The sequence below is a fragment of the Saccharothrix sp. CCNWYY140 genome, assembly GCF_037401995.1.
In the GTDB taxonomy this organism is placed as follows: domain Bacteria; phylum Actinomycetota; class Actinomycetes; order Mycobacteriales; family Pseudonocardiaceae; genus Actinosynnema.
In genome coordinates this window covers 1-19409 of record NZ_JBBEGC010000035.1, presented here as the reverse complement: position 1 = coordinate 19409, position 19409 = coordinate 1, and the positions used below count along the sequence as shown (strand labels likewise).

Genomic DNA, 19409 nt, shown 5'->3' with positions numbered 1-19409 from the left:
CCCGGCCCACCGTCCCGACAACCACTAGGAGGCACTCTGGTAGACCTCAGCGCATGGCAGGCAAGGCGAGCGCTCGTCGCGGGGAACGCGTACCCGCGTCGACGCTGCCCGTCGCCCGGATCTGTGTGGACGTTCCGCTGCCCCACCTGGACCGTCCGTTCGACTACCAGGTCTCGACCGAACAGGACGCGGACGCGGTGCCCGGTTGCCGGGTGCGGGTGCGGTTCGCGGGCCAGTTGGTCGACGGCTACCTCCTCGAACGCGTGGAGGAGTCGGACTACGGCCGGCAGCTGACGTTCCTGGACCGGGTCATCTCACCGGAGCCGGTGCTGTCGCCGGAGGTGGCGGCCCTGGCGCGGGCGGTGGCGGACCGGTACGCGGGCACGTTGACCGACGTGCTGCGGATGGCGGTGCCACCCCGGCACGCCCGCACCGAGGCCAAGCCTTCTCCCCCGCCGGCACCGGTACCGCCGGCGCCGGTGCTCTCGGCGGAGTCGGGCGAGGGCTGGGCGCGGTACCCGTTCGGGCCGAACCTGCTCGACGCTCTGCGGTCCGGCCGGACCGCACGGGCGGTGTGGCAGGCGCTGCCCGCCGAGGACTGGCCCGCGCGCCTGGCCGAGGCCGCCACGACCGTGGTCAGCACGGGTCGGGGTGCGCTGGTGATCGTGCCGGACCACCGCGACCTCGCCCGACTGCACGCGGCGTGCGCGGCGCTGGCCGGGCCGGACGCCGTGGTCACGCTGTCGGCCGACCTCGGTCCCGCCGAGCGGTACCGGCGGTGGCTGGCGGTGCGGCGCGGGGCGGTGCGGCTGGTGCTGGGCACGCGGGGAGCGGCCCTCGCGCCGGTGCACGACCTGGGGCTGGTCGTGGTGTGGGACGACGGTGACGACCTGCACACCGAGCCGCGCATGCCTTACCCGAACGTGCGGGACGTGCTGGTCCAGCGGGCGCACCTGACCGGGGCGTCGCTGCTGCTCGGGGCGTTCGCGCGGACCGCCGAGGCGCAGCTGCTGGTGGACAGCGGCTGGGCGCACGAGGTGGTCGCGGCGCGGGAGACGCTGCGGGCGGTCGCGCCGCGGGTGGCGGCGGTGGGCGACAGCGCGTGGCAAGACGTGAAGGACCCGGCCGCGCGCAGTGCGCGGCTGCCCTCGATCGCGTTCGAGGCGGCGCGGGCGGCGTTCGAGGAGAACTCGCCGGTGCTGATCCAGGTGCCGCGCCGGGGGTACGTGCCGGCGTTGGCGTGCGGGCAGTGCCGGGCGGCGGCGCGGTGCCGTCGGTGTGCCGGTCCGTTGGCGTTGCCGGGTGGCGCCGACGACGACGTGCCGAAGCCCGCGTACTGCCGGTGGTGCGGGGCGACGGAGGCGGCGTTCCGGTGTCCGGCGTGCGGGTCGAGGCGACTGCGCGGCCAGGTGATCGGCGCGCGGCGCACGGCCGAGGAGCTGGGGCGGGCGTTCAGCAACATCCCGGTGCGCACGTCCGGCGGCGACGAGGTGCTGGCGGCCGTGCGGGGCGGCCGTGCGCTGGTCGTGGCGACGCCGGGGGCCGAACCGATCGCCGAGGGCGGCTACGGGGCTGTCCTGTTGCTGGACGGCTGGGCACTGCTCGGCCGCGCCGACCTGCGCGCAACTGAAGAAACCCTCCGCCGTTGGATGACGGCGGCGGCACTCGCGCGCCCTGCGGGCAAGGTCGTCGTGATCGCCGACTCGAGCCTGCCCCCGGTCCAGGCCCTGGTCCGCTGGGACCCGGTGTGGCACGCCCGCCAGGAACTGGCCGCCCGCACGGAACTTGGCTTCCCGCCCGCCGTCCGCATGGCCACGCTCGACGGCCCGCCGGACGCCCTCGCCACCGCCCTGGCCGACCTCCCCCTGCCACCGACCGGCGAGGTCCTCGGCCCGGTCCCGCTACCGGACGACGACCAGCGGGAACGAGCCCTGGTGCGGGTGTCGAGAACCCACGGCAAGGCCCTGTCCGAACACCTGGCGGCACTCCAAGCCACCCGCAGCGCCCGCAAGGACCCCACCCCGATCAGGATCAAACTCGACCCGCTCGAAGTCCTCTGACCGACCCGAACCCGCAACCCGGAACGCGGGACGCGGCACACGCGAAGTGGCAGACGGGACGTGGAACACGGATCCCACTACCGACCGCAGCCCCACCGACGCCCGCCCACCGGCCCGATGGCCCGCGCTGACCCAACGGCCGACTGCCGGACCCACCGCCGACCCCGGCCGCTGGCCGAGCCGCCAACTACTCCCTGCCCGCCCTGCGCCACCCGCCCGCCCAGGGACGAGCGCCCACCGACCGCAGCCCCGCCCGATCCCGGCCTCCGCCGCCCGCCGCCCGCCGCCCGCCGCCGAGCGACCATCGCCTTCCGGCGGCCGACAATTGCGCGCCGCCGGACCCAGAGCGGTCAGCCGGAGAGGCTTTCGCGGCCGTTTTCGATGTGGCCCGACAGGCGGCGGTGGAAGGTGGTGGTGTGGATGGTCAGGTCGTACCAGCCGTGGTGGAAGGCGGTGAGCCACGGGAGGGTTCGGCGTTTGCCTGGGCGGACTGTCACGTGGAAGTTGCGGCCGTCGCCGGTGATCTCGAAGGTTTCGTCGTGATCGCCGGTGTTCGCCAAGGTGATCGTGAGGACGCGGCTGTGGCCGTTCACGGACGACTCCACGCCGACCGTCTCCCCCGCCTCGCCGGCGAACTCGCGGCGGAAGCCGTTGGGGCCCAGCACGGTGAAGCGGTACGTCGACGTGAAGGGAACCGTGAAGTCCTGTGGCGTTGTGACGTCGAAGTGCACGGGGTACTCGAACTCGCCCTGGTACGGGTACAGGGCCAGGTGTGCGCTCGACTGACCGCTGTTGCGCAGCGACAGCCGCACCGTGCTGTCCACGACCCGCCCCGTCACCTCCGGCTGGTACGGGAGCGGTCGGGCGGGGCGGGTGCCCGGTTCCTGCGTGGGCATGTGCTGGTCGGCGGGTGGCGTGGGGCGCCAGCGCGGGGTGGCGGGCGGAACCGGGCCGGGGGCTGCCACCACCGGGCGGGTGCCTCGGCGGGTGAAGTCGAAGGCGGAGGTCAGGTCGCCCGCCACCTTGCGGCGCCAGGCGCTGATGTTGGGTTCGGCCACGTCCAGCCAGCGTTCCAGGAAGCGGGTGTTGGACGTGTGGTCGAAGATCTCCGAGCACACGTAGCCGCCCACCGTCCACGGGGACACGACGGTCATGGGCACGCGTGGCCCCAAGCCAAGCGGGCGGTCGCCGACGTACTCGTCCGTCACGCCCACGGGCGGGCGCGGCGGCGGCACGTGGTCGAAGTAGCCGTCGTTCTCGTCGTAGGTGATGAACAACGCCGTGGTGTCCCAAACCTCCGGTACGGACGCGAGGGCGTCCAGCACCTGGTAGGTGATCGACGCGCTGGCGGCGGGCGAGGACGCGCCCGGGTGCTCGGAGTCCACAGAGGACGGCACCAGGTACGACACGGCGGGAAGGCCGCCGGATTCGACCGCGGCGCGGAACTCCGCGCCCAGGGTGCCGGGGCGGACGCGGTGCAGGGCGCGGTCGTAGAGGGCGCGGTCCGAAGGGGACAGTTGGGACACGCCTTCCGCCAAGCCCGCCAACAACTCCTGCGGGTTCGGCGAGCGGAAGACGGCCGAGTAGAACGAGTCCAGGGACTTGTGCGAGCCGCGCAGGGCCTTGCGGGCGATGTCCTTGAAGCGGGTGAAGAACTCCAGGTTGTTGTCCTGGTAGTTGTCCCACTCCTGGAACACCCGCCACGACACGCCGGCCTCCGACAGCCGCTCCGGGTAGGTGGTCCACGAGTAGCCGGGGTGGGTGTCCTCGGCGTACGCGGAGTTGCCGACGGCCCGTGCGCCCGACGCCTCGAAGCCGGTGTAGCCGCTCACCCAGTAGTTCCGGTTGGGGCTGGTGGACGTCGGCACCGAGCAGAAGTACGCGTCGCACAACGTGAACGTGTCCGCCAGCTCGTGGTGGAACGGCAGGTCCAAGCGGTCGTAGTACGCCATCGTCGCGGCCGTCTTGGCGGGCACCCAGTTGTCGTGCCAGCCGCCGCGCAGCGCCTTGTGGCCGCCGTCCCAGCTGTGGTCGAGGTCGCCGATGTACTGGATGTCGCGCGACCCGCGCGCCTCGCGCACGGAGAACGGCAGCACGCCGGACTGGGTGAACACGCCGTCCAGGGCGTTGCGGTCGGAGAACCCGCGGACCCCGCGCAGGGTTCCGTAGTAGTGGTCGAAGGACCGGTTTTCCTGCATGAGCAGCACGACGTGCTTGATCGCCGACAGGCCACCGCGCCGGGGTTCGCGCGCCAACGCCTCGTGCACAGAGGGCGGCAGCAGGGAACCCGCGGCGCCCAGTCCGGCGGCGGTGAGGAGGGTGCGACGCGAAACCGACATGGCCGAGGTTCTATCGGCCGCAGATGAACCTCAGGGGTTCTTGCGCACGAGCCCGGTGAAACCCGCGACGAACAGCGTGGCGAACGCCCAAGCCAGCAGCTGCAACACCCACGTCGACACGACCACGAAGGTGCCCAGTCCGGTGGACGTGGAGATCTGGCACTTCACGCCCTCGGGCTTGGCCAGCGGCGTCACGGCGTTCAGCGCGTGCCCGACCTGGTCGACCGCGGAGCACGAGCGCACCAAACCGGCCGGGCCGGCGACGCCCGCGACCAGGAGCACCGCGGTCAGCAGGGTGCCGAGCAGCCACACCAAGGCCATCGCCGGGCGGTAGCCGTAGCCGACGGTCGCGCCGGTCACCCGGTGCCACAGCCGTCCCCACCCCGACAGGCGTCCGCGCCGCAGCAGGTCCCGCTGCTGCGCCACCCGGATGCGGCGCACGTCCCGCTCGTGGCCCGCGGCTTGGTGGGCGGCGGCGAGTTGGAGGTAGGGCTGGCTGGCGTACACGGGCGTGCGGGTGGCGAGCATGTCCAGCCACTCGTCCACGGACGCGTCGCGCGGCACGCCCGCGTAGGTCAGGCCGTCCAGGTCGATGCCGCCGTGCAGCAGGGACGGCGAGAACAGGATCTCCATGCCCGCCCGCACCTGCTTCACGTCCAACGCGATCGGCCCGCGCAGCGAGCACCCCCGCACCACCAGCTGACCGCCCAGCCGCGCACCGCGGATGCGGACCGCCGCGACCCGGTCGGACGTGGTGACGGCCTGCAACCCCTCGCCCAGGAACAGGTTCTCCTCCACCTGGAGGTCCACGCCGAGCAGGGCCGAGTCGGCCGCGGACAGCCGGGCGCCGTGGCAGCGCACGCTGCCGCCGATGCGGGCGCCGTCGAGGCGGACAGTGCCCTCGGCGCGGACGTCGGTGAGGAACAGGTGGCTGCCGGTGCGCAGCTTGGTGGCGTGCACGGCGTAGTCGACGCCCTTGAAGACCGACCCGCGCAGGCTCACGTGCGCGCCCACGTCGGCTTCACCCAGGTCGAGCGCCCAGCCGTCCTCACAGGTCAGCCGGGCGTTCTGGAGCAACAGGTAGTGGTCGAGCTTGAGCCACGGCGCGGACACCGAGGGCGCGACCAGGCCGCTGAGGTCCAGTGAGGCGAACCGGGACCGGTCGAGGAGCACCGGCCCCTCGACCACGCAGTCGCGCAGCACCAGGGGCCGGGACACGCGCACGTCGGACAGGTCGAGCTGCCCGGAGATGCGCGCGCCGCTGATCCGGAGACCCCGTTGATCGAGCTCGTCGGTCAACAGGTCCCGGATCAGCGACGCGGGTACTTCCTCTTCCGCCAGGTCCACGGCCTCGCCGCGGACCAGCCGGTCCGCTAAACCGTCACGCACCCGCGGCGACGCGCAGGGCGTCGGCGCGGTCGGTGTTCTCCCACGGCAGGTCGACGTCGGTGCGGCCGAAGTGGCCGTACGCGGCGGTCGGCGCGTAGATCGGGCGCAGCAGGTCCAGGTCGCGGATGATCGCGGCCGGGCGCAGGTCGAAGACCTCGCCGATCGCCTGCTGGATCTTGGTCGGGTCCACGGTCTCGGTGCCGAAGGTCTCCACGAACAGACCCACCGGCGCGGCCTTGCCGATCGCGTACGCCACCTGCACCTCGATGCGGGTCGCCAGGCCCGCGGCGACGGCGTTCTTGGCCACCCAGCGCATCGCGTACGCGGCGGACCGGTCCACCTTCGACGGGTCCTTGCCGGAGAACGCGCCACCACCGTGGCGGGCCATGCCGCCGTAGGTGTCGACGATGATCTTGCGGCCGGTCAGACCGGCGTCACCCATCGGGCCACCGATGACGAACCGACCGGTCGGGTTGACCAGCAACCGGACGTTCGAGGTGTCCAGACCCAGCTCGGCGATCTCCGGCGTCACGACGTGCTCGCGGATGTCGACGCCGAGCAGCTTCTCCAGGTCGATGCCGTCGGCGTGCTGCGTGGACACGACCACGGTGTCCAGGCGCACCGGCTGGTCGCCCGCGTACTCGATGGTGACCTGGGTCTTGCCGTCCGGACGCAGGTAGGGCACGGTGCCGTCCTTGCGCACGGCGGTCAGCCGCCGCGACAGGCGGTGCGCCAGCGCGATCGGCAGCGGCATCAGCTCCGGCGTGTCGGTGCACGCGTAACCGAACATCAGACCCTGGTCGCCCGCGCCCTGCTTGTCGATCTCGTCACCGGCGCCCTCGACGCGCTCCTCGTAGGCGGTGTCCACGCCCTGCGCGATGTCGGGGGACTGCGAGCCGATGGCCACGTTCACGCCGCAGGAACGACCGTCGAAGCCCTTGGCCGACGAGTCGTAGCCGATCTCCAGGATCTTCTCCCGGACGATCGACGGGATGTCCGCGTAGGTCTCCGTGGTGACCTCGCCCGCCACGTGCACCTGGCCCGTGGTGATCAGCGTCTCCACGGCCACCCGCGAGCGGGGGTCCTTGGCCAGCAACGCGTCGAGGATCGAGTCGCTGATCGCGTCGCAGATCTTGTCCGGGTGCCCCTCGGTCACCGACTCACTGGTGAACAGCCTGCTGCTGTGCTGGCTCACGGCACTCCCTATCTGGTTTCCATGCGGTCCGAAAAGCTTAACGGGCGTCGCCGCCCGGATTGTCATCGTCGAGCGGAAGGGGCCACCGCGTCCCACACTGCGGACGCCAGGCGGGCTTTCGACCCGTGTGGCAGCGCGGTCTCGGCACCGTCGGCCGACAGCAGCCAGCCCGCGTTGTCCTCGACCTCGAACGCGCGACCGTCGCCGACGGCGTTGACGACGAGCCAGTCGCAACCCTTGCGCTTGAGCTTCGCGCGACCGTACTCCAGGACGTCGGACTCGCCGTCGCCGGTCTCGGCGGCGAACCCCACCACGACCTGGCCGGCCCGGCGGGCGGCGACCAGCTCGGCCAGGATGTCGGCGTTGCGGGTCAGGGCCACGGGGTCGGGGTCGCGGTCGGTCTTCTTGATCTTGTGCTCGGCACTGGCCACCGGCCGGAAGTCGGCCACGGCGGCGGCCATCACGACCACGTCGGCGTCCTTCGCCACGAAGTGCATCGCGTCGCGCAGCTCGGCGGCGGTGCCCACGCGCTCCAGCTCGACGCCGGCGGGGGTGGCCAGGTCGGCGGTGTGCGCGGCGACCAGCGTCACGCGCGCGCCGCGCTGGGCGGCGACGCGGGCCAGCGCGTAGCCCTGGCGACCGGAGGACCGGTTGCCCAGGAACCGCACCGGGTCCAGCGGCTCGCGCGTCCCGCCGGCGGAGATGGCGACGTGGACGCCTTCGAGGTCGCGGGGCAGCGCGTCGGGGCGCTCCAGCAGCAGCCGGGCCAGCTCGACGATCTCGCTGGGCTCGGGCAGCCGGCCCTTGCCGGTGTCCTTGCCGGTCAGCCGTCCGCTCGCGGGCTCGGCCACGATCACGCCGCGCGAGCGCAGCAGCGCCACGTTGGCCCGGGTCGCCGGGTGCTCCCACATCTCGGTGTGCATCGCCGGGACCAGCAGGACCGGGCAGCGCGCGGTCAGCAGCGTGTTGGTGAGCAGGTCGTCGGCCAAGCCGGCCGCGGCCTTGGCGAGCAGGTTGGCCGTGGCCGGGGCGACGACCACCAGGTCGGCCTCCTGGCCCAGCTTCACGTGCTGCACCGACGGGACGTCGGAGAACACGTCGGCGTGCACGGGCTGCCCGGACAGGGCCTCGAACGTGGCCGCGCCGACGAACTTCAGCGCGCCGTCCGTGGGCACGACGCGGACGGAGTGGCCGGACTCGGTGAGCCGGCGCAGCACCTCGCACGCCTTGTACGCGGCGATGCCCCCACCCACCCCGAGCACGACCCGGGGCTTGGTGGAGGCTGTGTCGCGCCCTCCGGGGAATCCGTGCGTCACTCGCCCTCGGTGTGCTCGAGGAGACCCGCGTGGATCTCCCGGAGCGCGATCGACAGCGGCTTCTCGCGCGGGCCCGGCTCGACCAGCGGGCCGACGTACTCCAGCAGGCCCTCGCCCAGCTGGGCGTAGTAGTCGTTGATCTGCCGCGCCCGCTTGGCCGCGTAGATCACCAGCGCGTACTTCGAGCTGACCTGCTCCAGCAGGTCGTCGATCGGCGGGTTGGTGATGCCCTCCGGAGAACCCGACAGCGGGCCCAGCTCGGTGTGCGTGGTCACTCGTCAACGCTCCTGCGGTTGGTTGTGCAAAGCGGGTGGCGTCCTCAAGCCGCCGCGGACGCGCGCCATCACGCGTCGGACGCTGGGCCGACCACCAAGTGTAGCAAGCGGGTCGCGGCGGACCGCACGTCGTCGTTCACGACGACCTCGTCGAACTCCGGCTCGGCCGCCAGCTCCTCGCGGGCGATCTCCAGCCTGCGCGCCACCACGGCGGGGTCCTCGGTGCCGCGGCCGGTCAGCCGCCCCACCAGGTCCTCCCAGGACGGGGGCGCGAGCATGACCAGCTGGGCCTCCGGCATGGCCGCCCGGACCTGGCGCGCGCCCTGCAACTCGATCTCCAGCAGGGACGGCCGGCCCGACGCCAGCGCCGCCAGGACGGGGGCGCGCGGCGTGCCGTAGCAGTTGCCCGCGAACTCGGCGTGTTCGAGCAGTTCGCCGTTGTCGACCATCTTGTCGAACTCGGCCCGGTCCACGAAGTGGTAGTGGACCCCGTCGACCTCGCCCGGCCTCGGTGCCCGTGTGGTCACCGAGACGCTGAAGTGCACATCGGGCCCCCTGCGCCGCAGCTCGGCCAGCACGCTGGACTTGCCGACGCCGGAAGGCCCGCTCAGGACGGTGAGGCGGGGCCGGACGCGTGCGCCCGACCCCGCCCCGGTGCCATCAGTCACTCGCCGCTGAACTCGGTGAGCAGCGCCTTGCGCTGCCGCTCGCCGAGGCCGCGCAGCCGACGGCTCGGAGCGATCTCCAGCCGCTCCATGATCTGCTGCGCGCGAACCTTGCCGACGCCCGGAAGGGCCTCGAGCAGCGCGGACACCTTCATCTTGCCAAGGACCTCGTCGCTCTCGGCGGCCTTCAGCACGTCCGTCAGGGTCGTGCCGCCACGCTTGAGGCGCTCCTTGAGCTCAGCCCGAGCGCGACGAGCGGCAGCAGCCTTCTCCAGCGCTGCGGCCCGCTGCTCCTCGGTAAGCTGGGGAAGGGCCACGATTTCCTCCGTGGTGTGGGAATTTCAATTCTGTTTCGGTGCCGCGACCGTACTCCAAGCGCAATTGCCTGGGCGCAACGTGGTCCCAGTCAGGTGAAACATCTTCCAGCGCCTGGTTGCCGCGGCGGGTGGTAGTAGTACCAACACCCCCCGACGCCTCCGCCACCGCCACCGGTAACGCCCTGCGCACGACCTGTGTGGTATGCGCTCGATGGGGTATGGACCCGTCGGTGGCCTGGACCGTACCAGGCAACGTTTACGCAGGTGAGCGGACACCGCAAAGCGTGTCGCGATTTGATGGTGATCACATCGCGAGGGAGTCCCCGACGCGCCGCGCCGCAGACCGCAACGATGCGGAGTCGGGGCCGTGCTTGAGGACGTCCCGGGAGCTGGTCGGCAGCACCCCGGGCAGGTCGTCGCCGAACAGCCGGCGCAGGTCCGCCACGGTCGCGCCCTGGGCGCCGAAGCCCGGCGCCAGGACGTATCCGTGCAGGTCAGAAAGGTCGAGGTCGAGCTGCGCGAGCGTCGCGCCGACGACCAGCCCGACGTCACCCAACGGCTCCGCGCCCGCGTTGCGGCGGGCCGCCTCGTCCACCACGGCCTGGCCGACGGAACCCCCGGAGGGGGCCTCCGCGCACTGCACGGAGGCCCCTTCCGGGTTGGACGTGCGGGCGAGCACGAACACACCGCGCCCACTCGCCCGTGCGGCTTCGAGCGCCGGGTCCAACGAGCCGAACCCGAGGTAGGGCGACAGGGTGACGGCGTCTCCGGCCAACGGCGAGCCGTCGGACAGGTACGCCGCCGCGTAGGCCGCCATCGTCGACCCGATGTCGCCGCGCTTGGCGTCCACCAGGGTGAGCGTCCCGGTGCCCCTGAGGCCCTCCAGGACGCTTTCCAGCACCGCCACGCCCCTCGAGCCGTACGCCTCGAAGAACGCCGCCTGCGGCTTCACCAGGGCCACGTGGCCGCCGAACGCCTCGACGCAGGTCAGGGCGAACCGCTCCAGCCCGGAGACGTCCCGGGGCAGGCCCCAGGCGTCCAGGAGGCCGGGGTGCGGGTCGATGCCCACGCAGAGGGGTCCGTGCGCGGAGACGGCCCCGGCGAGCCGCTGGGCGAAACTCATCCCTCACCCCGCAGCGCGGCCTGGAGGGCCTGGAGCGGCCGGACGCCGATGTCACCGCGGATGGCGGCCTCGATGCCGTGCACGGCCGCCGCCGCGCCCTGGATCGTGGTGACGCACGGGATGTCCTTGGCGACCGCCGCCGTGCGGATCTCGTAGCCGTCCACCCGCGGCCCGCTGTTGCCGTACGGGGTGTTGATGATCATGTCGACGTGCCCGTCGAGGATGGCGTCGACGATGTTCTTCTCGCCCTCGAAGTGCTTGCGGACCACCGTGCACGGGATGCCGTTGCGCCGCAGCACCTCGGCCGTGCCCTCGGTGGCCAGCACCTCGAAGCCCAGGTCGGCCAGCCGCTTGACCGGGAAGATCATGGCCCGCTTGTCCCGGTTGGCCACCGACACGAACACCCGGCCCGACGTGGGCAGGGAGCCGTAGGAGGCGGTCTGGGACTTCGCGTAGGCCATGCCGAAGGACACGTCGATGCCCATGACCTCGCCGGTGGACTTCATCTCCGGCCCGAGCAGCGAGTCCACGCCGTGGCCCTCCGGCGTGCGGAACCGGTGGAAGGGCAGCACGGCCTCCTTGACCGCGACCGGCGCGTGCTGGGGCAGCTTGGCGCCGTCCCCGGTGGCCGGCAGCAGGCCCTCGGTGCGCAGCTCGGCGATGGTCGCGCCAAGCATGATCCGGGCCGCCGCCTTGGCCAGCGGCACCGCCGTGGCCTTGGACACGAACGGCACCGTGCGGGACGCGCGCGGGTTGGCCTCCAGGACGTAGAGCACGTCGTCCTTGAGCGCGTACTGCACGTTGAGCAGGCCGCGCACGCCGATGCCCTCCGCGATGGCCCGGGTGGACCGGCGGACGTTGTCGATGTCGGTCTCGCCCAGGGTGATCGGGGGCAGGGCGCACGCCGAGTCGCCGGAGTGCACGCCGGCCTCCTCGATGTGCTCCATCACACCGCCGATGAAGACGTCCTCGCCGTCGAACAGGGCGTCCACGTCGATCTCGATGGCGTCGTCGAGGAACCGGTCGACCAGCACCGGGTGCTCCGGGGAGACCTCGGTGGCGCGGGCGATGTAGCTCTTCAGCGACTCCTCGTCGTAGACGATCTCCATGCCCCGGCCGCCCAGCACGTAGGACGGGCGCACCAGCACCGGGTAGCCGATCTCGTCGGCGATCTTCTTGGCCTGCGCGAACGAGGTGGCGGTGCCGTACTTCGGCGCGGGCAGGCCCGCGTCGGTGAGCACCTGGCCGAACGCGCCCCGGTCCTCGGCGAGGTGGATGGCGTGCGGCGGGGTGCCCACGACCGGGACGCCCGCCTCCTCCAGCCGCCGCGCCAGGCCCAGCGGGGTCTGGCCGCCCAGCTGCACGATGACGCCCGCGACGGTGCCCGAGCGCCGCTCGGAGTGCACGACCTCCAGCACGTCCTCGAAGGTCAGCGGCTCGAAGTACAGGCGGTCGGAGGTGTCGTAGTCGGTGGACACGGTCTCCGGGTTGCAGTTGACCATCACCGTCTCGTACCCGGCGGCCCGCAGCGCCATCGCCGCGTGCACGCACGAGTAGTCGAACTCGATGCCCTGGCCGATGCGGTTCGGGCCTGAGCCCAGGATCAGCACCTTGGGCTTATCGCGCTGCTCGGTCACCTCGGTCTCGGCCTCGGGGTCCAGCTCGTAGGCCGAGTAGTGGTACGGGGTGCGCGCGGCGAACTCGGCGGCGCAGGTGTCGACCGTCTTGTACACCGGCCGCACGCCCAGGCGGTGCCGCAGGGTGCGCACGCCGTCCTCACCGGCCAGCTCGGCGCGCAGCGCGGCGATCTGCCGGTCGGACAGTCCTGCCCGCTTGGCCTTGCGCAGCAGGTCCGCGCCCAGCACGGGGGCGTCCTCGATCTCCCGGCGCAGCTGCACGAGCCAGGCGATCTGCTCGATGAACCACGGGTCGATCTTGGAGGCCTCGTACACCTGCTCGATGGTCGCGCCCAGGCGCAGCGCGCGCTCCAGCGTGTACAGGCGGCCGTCGTGGCCCTTGCGGAGGGCCTCCAGAGTGGACTCCAGCGCCGTCGTTGGGTCCGTGACCAAAGGATCGGGCACAGTCCAGAAGCCGCCCGCCTTGGTCTCCATCGACCGCAGGGCCTTGCCCAGCGCCTCGATGAAACTGCGGCCGATGGACATCGCCTCGCCGACGGACTTCATCGTCGTGGTGAGCGTCCGGTCCGCGCCGGGGAACTTCTCGAAGGCGAACCGCGGCACCTTCACCACGACGTAGTCCAGCGTCGGTTCGAAACTCGCCGGCGTCTCGCCCGTGATGTCGTTGCGGATTTCGTCGAGCGTGTAGCCGATGGCCAGTTTCGCCGCGATCTTGGCGATCGGGAAACCGGTCGCCTTGGACGCCAGCGCCGAGGAGCGCGACACGCGCGGGTTCATCTCGATCACGACCATGCGGCCGTTCTCGGGGTTGAACGCGAACTGGATGTTGCAGCCGCCGGTGTCCACGCCGACCTCGCGGATGACCGCGATGCCGACGTCGCGCATCTGCTGGAACTCGCGGTCGGTCAGCGTCATCGCGGGCGCGACGGTCACCGAGTCGCCGGTGTGCACCCCCATCGGGTCGATGTTCTCGATCGAGCACACGACCACGACGTTGTCGTTGCGGTCGCGCATCAGCTCGAGCTCGTACTCCTTCCAGCCGAGCACGCTCTCCTCGATCAGCACCTCGGTGACCGGGGACTCCGCGAGGCCGGTGGCGGCCAGCCGCTCCAGCTCCTCGGGGGTGTGCGCCATGCCCGAGCCGAGGCCGCCCATCGTGAACGACGGCCGGATGACCACCGGCAGGCCCAGCTCCGCGACGGTCTCGCGGACCTCCTGCATGGTCTTGCACACGGCGCTGCGCGGGACCTCGGCGCCGATCTTGCGCACGATGTCCTTGAACATCTGCCGGTCCTCGCCGCGCTGGATGGCGTCGATGTCCGCGCCGATCAGCTCGACGTCGTACTTCTCCAGCACGCCCCGCTCGTGCAGGGCGATGGCGGTGTTGAGCGCGGTCTGGCCGCCCAGGGTCGCCAGGATGGCGTCCGGGCGCTCGGCCGCGATGACCTTCTCGACGAACTCCGGGGTGATCGGCTCGACGTAGGTGGCGTCGGCGAACTCCGGGTCGGTCATGATCGTCGCGGGGTTGGAGTTGACGAGGCTGACCCGCAGGCCCTCCTCGCGCAGCACGCGGCACGCCTGGGTGCCGGAGTAGTCGAACTCGCAGGCCTGGCCGATGACGATCGGGCCGGAGCCGATGACGAGCACGTGCTTGAGATCGGTCCTCTTCGGCATGTCAGCGCCCCTCACCCATCATCGTCACGAACTCGTCGAACAGCGGAGCGGCGTCGTGCGGTCCGGCCGCCGCCTCCGGGTGGTACTGCACGCTGAACGCGGGCACCTCCAGGGCGCGCACGCCCTCGACCGTGCCGTCGTTCGGGCAGTAGTGGCTGAGCTGGACGCGGCCGAAGTCGGAGACGAACTCCTCCCCCGGCTCGCCCTCCAGCGCGAACCCGTGGTTCTGCGCGGTGATGGCCACCTTGCCGGTCGCGACGTCGATGACCGGGATGTTGATGCCGCGGTGCCCGTAGCGCATCTTGTAGGTGTCGCGGCCCAGCGCGCGGCCCAGGATCTGGTTGCCGAAGCAGATGCCGAACAGGGGGACCTTGCGGTCCAGGATTCCGCGGGTCAGCTCCACGGCGTGCGCCTGGGTGGCGGGGTCGCCGGGGCCGTTGGACAGGAAGACGCCGTCGGGGCTGACCGACAGGATCTCGTCCACCGTGGAGGTCAGCGGCAGGACGTGCACCTCGATGCCTCGGGCGGCCATCATCCGCGGGGTGTTGGACTTGATGCCCAGGTCCAGCGCGGCCACGCGGAACCGGCGCTCGCCGACCGCGTCCACCACGTACGGCTCGGGCGTGGTGACGTCGCCCGCGAGGTCCGCGCCCTTCATCTGCGGCGAGGTGCGGACCCGGTCGAGCATCTCCTCGACGCCGCCCAACTCGTCGCCGGAGAACACGCCCGCGCGCATCGCGCCCTGCTCGCGCAGGTGGCGGGTCAGCATGCGGGTGTCGATGCCCGCGATCCCGACGACGCCCTGGCGCACCAGCTCGGCGTCCAGGCTGCGCTTGGACCGCCAGTTCGACGGCACCCGCGCGGGGTCGCGCACCACGTAGCCCGCGACCCAGATGCGGGTGGACTCGTCGTCCTCGTCGTTCCAGCCGGTGTTGCCGATCTGCGGCGCGGTCTGCACCACGATCTGGCGGTGGTAGGAGGGGTCGGTCAGCGTCTCCTGGTAACCGGTCATGCCGGTGGAGAACACCACCTCGCCGAGGCTCGCGCCGATGGCGCCGTAGGACTCGCCTCGGAACACGCGGCCGTCTTCGAGGACCAGCGCCGCGGTTGTCGTTGCCGGAGAAGTCACTTGCGGCCTCCCAGTGCCTGCACCCACTGCTCGTACACGTCCTTGTCGTCGCCGCGGAACCCGGTGTCGAAGGTCTGGCCCCCGAGCTGCCAGCGGAGGACCAGCAGACCGTCCGGGCCCATCACCTTGCCCGCGAGGCCGCGGGCGGTGCGGGCGTCCAGGACGTCCTCCAACGGGATCCACATCGGGCTCGCGCCGGTGCGCTCGACCAGCACACCGGTGTCGGTCAGCTTGAGCGTCGCCTCGGCGCGGTGGCCGATGTCGCCCACGGCGACCCGGTCCTGCCAGTTGTCGCCGATGGTCGTGCCCACGTACACGCCGGTCGTCTCCAGCGTCGCCGCGCCAGTGGCGGCGGGCGGCTGGGGGAAGGCGGGCAGCGCGGACTGGCGCTTCGCGCGGTTGTGCCAGCCGCGCCACATGCCGTAGAGGCAGAGCAGGAAGACGGCCAGGATCGCCAGGGACAGCAGCACGCGGGTCATGCGGGGATCCTTCCGCTGGTCGCCGTCACGCGCCCGCGCAGCAGCGTCGCCACGACCCGGCCGGGCAGCTCCATGCCCTCGAACGGGGTGTTGGCCGAGATGCTGGCCAGCTCCGCGCCCCGCACGGTCCACCGCGCGGCCGGGTCCACCAGGACCAGGTTCGCGGGCTCGCCGACCTCGATCGGCCGGCCCTGGTCGGGCAGCCCGGCGATCGCGGCGGGGCGCTCGCTCAGCACCCGCGCCACACCGCGCCAGTCCAGCAGACCGGTCTGCACCATCGTCTCCACCACGATCGACAGCGCGGTCTGGAGGCCGAGCATGCCGGGGCGGGCGGCGGACCACTCGCAGTCCTTGTCCTGCACGGCGTGCGGGGCGTGGTCGGTGGCGACGCAGTCGATCGTGCCGTCGGCCAGGGCCTGGCGCAGCGCCTCGACGTCGGCGCTCGTGCGCAGCGGCGGGTTGACCTTGTTGACCGGGTCGTAGGTCTCCAGCCGGTCGTCGGTCAGCAGCAGGTGGTGCGGCGTGACCTCGGCGGAGACCTTCGTGCCCCGGGCCTTGGCCCACTTCAGCACGTCCGCGGTGCCCGAAGTGGACACGTGGCAGACGTGCAGGCGGGCGTCGACCTGCTTGGCCAGCAGGCAGTCGCGGGCCACGATCGCCTCCTCGGCGGCGGCCGGCCAGCCCTGGAGGCCCAGGCGCGAGGCCTGCTCGCCCTCGTGGGCCTGCGCGCCGACGGTCAGCCGGGGCTCCTCGGCGTGCTGCGCGACCACCACGTCCAGCGCCTTGGAGTACTCCAGCGCGCGGCGCATGATCAGCGGGTCGTGCACGCAGTGGCCGTCGTCGGAGAACACCCGGACACCGGTGCGGGCCATCGTGCCCAGCTCGGCGAGCTTCTCGCCCTTGAGGCCCACGGTCACCGCGCCGACCGGGTGGACGTCCACCAGGCCGACCTCGCGGCCCCGGCGGGCCACGTGCTCGACGACGACCGCGTTGTCCGCGACCGGGTCGGTGTTGGCCATCGCGAAGACCGCCGTGTAGCCGCCCAGGGCGGCGGCGCGGGACCCGGTCTCGATGGTCTCGGTGTCCTCGCGACCCGGTTCCCGCAGGTGGGTGTGCAGGTCGACGAAGCCGGGGAGCAGGACCGCGCCGTCGGCCTCGATGACGTCGGCGTCGTCGGCGTCGGGTGACCCGATCTCCGCGATGACCCCGTCGCGGACGAGCACGTCCACGGGATCGCCTTCGCCGTACGGCCGTACTCCCCTGATGATCAAGGGGTTCACGCGGTTTCCTCCTCGTGGGCAAGCAGGTGGTAGAGGACGGCCATGCGCACGTGCACGCCGTTGCGCACCTGGTCGGTGATGGCGGCGCGCGGCGAGTCGGCGACCGACGAGGCGATCTCCATCCCGCGCAGCATCGGACCGGGGTGCAGCACGACGGCGTGGTCGGGCAGCAGGGCCAGTCGGCGCTCGTTGAGGCCGTAGGCGATCGAGTACTCGCGGGCGGACGGGAAGAACCCGCCGTGCATCCGCTCCGCCTGGACGCGCAGCAGCATCACCGCGTCCTGGCTGGGCAGGTCGGCGTCCAGGTCGTGCGACACGGTGACCGGCCACCGCTCCACGCCCGTGGGCAGCAGCGTCGGCGGGGCGACCAGCGTGACGTGCGCGCCCAGGGCCGTGAGCAGGTGGACGTTCGAGCGCGCGACCCGGCTGTGCAGCACGTCGCCGACGATCGCGATCCGGCGGTCACGCAGCTCGCCCAGGCGCTCGCGCAGCGTGGCCGCGTCCAGAAGGGCCTGGGTGGGGTGCTCGTGCATCCCGTCGCCGGCGTTCACCACGGACGTGCCGGTGTGCTTGAGCCAGTCGGCCAGCCGGTGGGCGGCCCCGGACGCCGGGTGGCGCACGATGACGCAGTCCGCGCCGGCCGCCGCGAGGGTCAACGCGGTGTCCCGCAGCGACTCGCCCTTGCTGACGCTGGACCCCGACGAGGACACGTTGACCACGTCCGCGCTCATCCACTTGCCCGCGATCTCGAAGCTCACGCGGGTGCGGGTGGAGTTCTCGTAGAACATCGTGATCACGGTCCGACCGCGCAGGGTCGGCAGCTTGCGCACCTCGCGCCCCTCCAGGGACTGCTTGAGGTTCGCGGCCGTGTCCAGGATCGCGGTGGCGTCCGCCGGGTCGATGCCCTCGGTGGACAGCAGGTGCCTCACCGCAGCACCACCCCGTCCCGCTGGTCGAACTCCTCCAGCAGCACGTGGACCTCCTCGGACCGGGCGGTGGGGACGTTCTTGCCCACGTAGTCCGCGCGGATCGGCAGCTCGCGGTGCCCCCGGTCGACCAGCACCGCCAGCTGCACGGCGCGGGGCCGGCCGTGGTCGCGCAGGGCGTCCAGGGCGGCGCGGATCGTGCGGCCGGAGAACAGGACGTCGTCGACGAGGACGACGAGGCGGTCGTCGATGCCGCCCTCGGGCAGCCGGGTGGCCTCCAACGGACGAGTGGGGCCCCGGCGCAGGTCGTCCCGGTAGAGGGTGACGTCGAGGGTGCCGGTGGGTACCGCCACCCCGCTGAATTCCTTGATGCGGCCCGCGAGCCGGCGGGCGAGGGGCGCACCCCGACTTGGAATCCCCATCAGGACTACTTCGGGTGCGCTCGGTGCATCGAGAGCCGTCTTCTCGATGATCTGATGGGCCATTCGGGCGACAGTGCGCGCGACGTCGCCGGCCGACAGGAGCTCGCGCTCCCCGGCCGGGTCCGTCGCGCCACGTTGACGTGGCGCCACGGTTGGACCTCCTTCCCCGCCTCGCTGGACGGGTCCTTAAAGGACGTCGGACACCCGGTTGGGACCAGGCTGACCAGCACGGTATCAGGCTTCGGGGGTCAATCGACCGGGTGGTCCACGTGGTCTCGCCCACCTGGGCCGGCGAGATCAGCTTGACCTGGTGACCACGGAGAGCAATCATTACTCTGCGTATTGATCTAAGCCTCCCCGCGGCAGTCCCCTACCGGCTGACGGGGCGAATGAACGGAGAACCGCCACATGGGCGACTACGCCAAGGCGCTGGGGGCAAAGCTCCGCGCGATCCGCCAGCAGCAGGGCTTGTCTTTGCACGGCGTCGAGCAGAAGTCCGGCGGTCGCTGGAAGGCCGTGGTCGTCGGCTCGTACGAGCGCGGAGACCGAGCCGTGACCGTCCAGAAGCTCGCGGAGCTGGCCGACTTCTACGGTGTCCCGGTCGCGGAACTGCTCCCCGAGGGCCGCGTGCCCTCGGGCGCCGAACCCGCGACGAAGATCGTCATCAACCTGGAGCGCCTGCAACAGCTGCCCGCGGAGAAGGTCGGGCCGCTGGCGCGGTACGCGGCCACCATCCAGAGCCAGCGCGGCGACTACAACGGCAAGGTCCTCTCCATCCGCACCGAGGACCTGCGCTCGCTGGCCATCATCTACGACATGACACCGGGCGAGCTGACCGAGCAGCTCATCGACTGGGGCGTGCTGCCCCCCGAGGCCCGCCCGGCCAAGGAAGACTGACAGGAGCACACACACGCACGCGACGACCTGGGCCGCTCACGTGGAGGGCGGCCCCGGCCTCTTTACGCTTCGCTTCTTACGCTTCGCTCTTCAACACGCTTCGCTTCCCAACGCGCTTCGCGCTTCTAACGCGCTCCGCGCTATTTACGCGCTTCGCGCTCTCAAACCGCACACCCCACCTTGAGGCGTCGCCGCGCAAGCGGCGGTGGTTTTCGCCGCGCTCCGCGCGGCGGTGGTGTTAACCACAAGGGAGGGGCCTCGTGTTCCCCACCGTATGGCCCGCCCG

Annotated in this window: 16 protein-coding genes; 2 read left to right on the top strand and 14 right to left on the bottom strand. The window is 71.9% G+C overall.

Annotated elements, in window-relative coordinates; genetic code table 11:
- Positions 1 to 53: 53 nt before the first annotated feature.
- On the top strand, positions 54 to 2060 hold the full coding sequence (locus WBN91_RS17750) for a primosomal protein N' (protein WP_337724426.1): 2007 nt from the start codon (positions 54 to 56) through the stop codon (positions 2058 to 2060).
- 350 nt (positions 2061 to 2410) lie between these two features.
- Here WBN91_RS17750 and WBN91_RS17745 read toward each other — a convergent pair whose 3' ends face one another.
- The 14 genes from WBN91_RS17745 to pyrR form a co-directional block, all read right to left on the bottom strand.
- On the bottom strand, positions 2411 to 4399 hold the full coding sequence (locus WBN91_RS17745) for a phosphocholine-specific phospholipase C (RefSeq protein WP_337724425.1): 1989 nt from the start codon (positions 4397 to 4399) through the stop codon (positions 2411 to 2413).
- 30 nt (positions 4400 to 4429) lie between these two features.
- Positions 4430 to 5788, bottom strand: coding sequence for a hypothetical protein (locus tag WBN91_RS17740; protein ID WP_337724424.1), 1359 nt, complete (start codon positions 5786 to 5788; stop codon positions 4430 to 4432).
- The gene (gene metK, locus WBN91_RS17735) at positions 5781 to 6983 is read right to left on the bottom strand and encodes a methionine adenosyltransferase (RefSeq protein ID WP_337724423.1); all 1203 of its coding nucleotides are present in this window, start codon (positions 6981 to 6983) and stop codon (positions 5781 to 5783) included. Before metK ends, WBN91_RS17740 begins: the two co-directional genes overlap by 8 nt.
- Before the next feature lie 62 nt (positions 6984 to 7045).
- Positions 7046 to 8299 (bottom strand): bifunctional phosphopantothenoylcysteine decarboxylase/phosphopantothenate--cysteine ligase CoaBC, encoded by a 1254-nt coding sequence (gene coaBC / locus WBN91_RS17730; protein ID WP_337724422.1) that lies wholly within the window; start codon positions 8297 to 8299, stop codon positions 7046 to 7048.
- The gene (gene rpoZ, locus WBN91_RS17725; RefSeq protein WP_015103666.1) at positions 8296 to 8574 is read right to left on the bottom strand and encodes a DNA-directed RNA polymerase subunit omega; all 279 of its coding nucleotides are present in this window, start codon (positions 8572 to 8574) and stop codon (positions 8296 to 8298) included. The genes coaBC and rpoZ overlap by 4 nt, the downstream gene beginning before the upstream one ends.
- Positions 8575 to 8642: 68 nt before the next feature.
- Entirely contained in the window at positions 8643 to 9242 is a 600-nt protein-coding gene (gene gmk, locus WBN91_RS17720) for a guanylate kinase (protein ID WP_337724421.1), read from the bottom strand.
- Positions 9239 to 9556 (bottom strand): integration host factor, actinobacterial type, encoded by a 318-nt coding sequence (gene mihF, locus WBN91_RS17715; RefSeq protein WP_033427832.1) that lies wholly within the window; start codon positions 9554 to 9556, stop codon positions 9239 to 9241. Before mihF ends, gmk begins: the two co-directional genes overlap by 4 nt.
- A gap of 304 nt (positions 9557 to 9860) precedes the next feature.
- The gene (pyrF, locus tag WBN91_RS17710) at positions 9861 to 10679 is read right to left on the bottom strand and encodes an orotidine-5'-phosphate decarboxylase (RefSeq protein WP_337724420.1); all 819 of its coding nucleotides are present in this window, start codon (positions 10677 to 10679) and stop codon (positions 9861 to 9863) included.
- Positions 10676 to 13990, bottom strand: coding sequence for a carbamoyl-phosphate synthase large subunit (carB, locus tag WBN91_RS17705; RefSeq protein WP_337724419.1), 3315 nt, complete (start codon positions 13988 to 13990; stop codon positions 10676 to 10678). The genes pyrF and carB overlap by 4 nt, the downstream gene beginning before the upstream one ends.
- A 1-nt stretch (position 13991) precedes the next feature.
- Entirely contained in the window at positions 13992 to 15119 is a 1128-nt protein-coding gene (gene carA, locus WBN91_RS17700; protein ID WP_337724418.1) for a glutamine-hydrolyzing carbamoyl-phosphate synthase small subunit, read from the bottom strand.
- The gene (locus WBN91_RS17695) at positions 15116 to 15598 is read right to left on the bottom strand and encodes a PH-like domain-containing protein (RefSeq protein WP_337724417.1); all 483 of its coding nucleotides are present in this window, start codon (positions 15596 to 15598) and stop codon (positions 15116 to 15118) included. The genes carA and WBN91_RS17695 overlap by 4 nt, the downstream gene beginning before the upstream one ends.
- Positions 15595 to 16878, bottom strand: a complete 1284-nt coding sequence (locus WBN91_RS17690; RefSeq protein ID WP_337724416.1) for a dihydroorotase — start codon at positions 16876 to 16878, stop codon at positions 15595 to 15597. Before WBN91_RS17690 ends, WBN91_RS17695 begins: the two co-directional genes overlap by 4 nt.
- Positions 16875 to 17807, bottom strand: a complete 933-nt coding sequence (locus WBN91_RS17685; protein ID WP_337724415.1) for an aspartate carbamoyltransferase catalytic subunit — start codon at positions 17805 to 17807, stop codon at positions 16875 to 16877. The genes WBN91_RS17690 and WBN91_RS17685 overlap by 4 nt, the downstream gene beginning before the upstream one ends.
- On the bottom strand, positions 17804 to 18376 hold the full coding sequence (gene pyrR, locus WBN91_RS17680; RefSeq protein WP_337724414.1) for a bifunctional pyr operon transcriptional regulator/uracil phosphoribosyltransferase PyrR: 573 nt from the start codon (positions 18374 to 18376) through the stop codon (positions 17804 to 17806). Before pyrR ends, WBN91_RS17685 begins: the two co-directional genes overlap by 4 nt.
- A 258-nt stretch (positions 18377 to 18634) precedes the next feature.
- Here pyrR and bldD point away from each other — a divergent pair, with 258 nt between their 5' ends.
- Entirely contained in the window at positions 18635 to 19123 is a 489-nt protein-coding gene (bldD, locus tag WBN91_RS17675) for a transcriptional regulator BldD (RefSeq protein ID WP_015103676.1), read from the top strand.
- Positions 19124 to 19409: the final 286 nt, after the last annotated feature.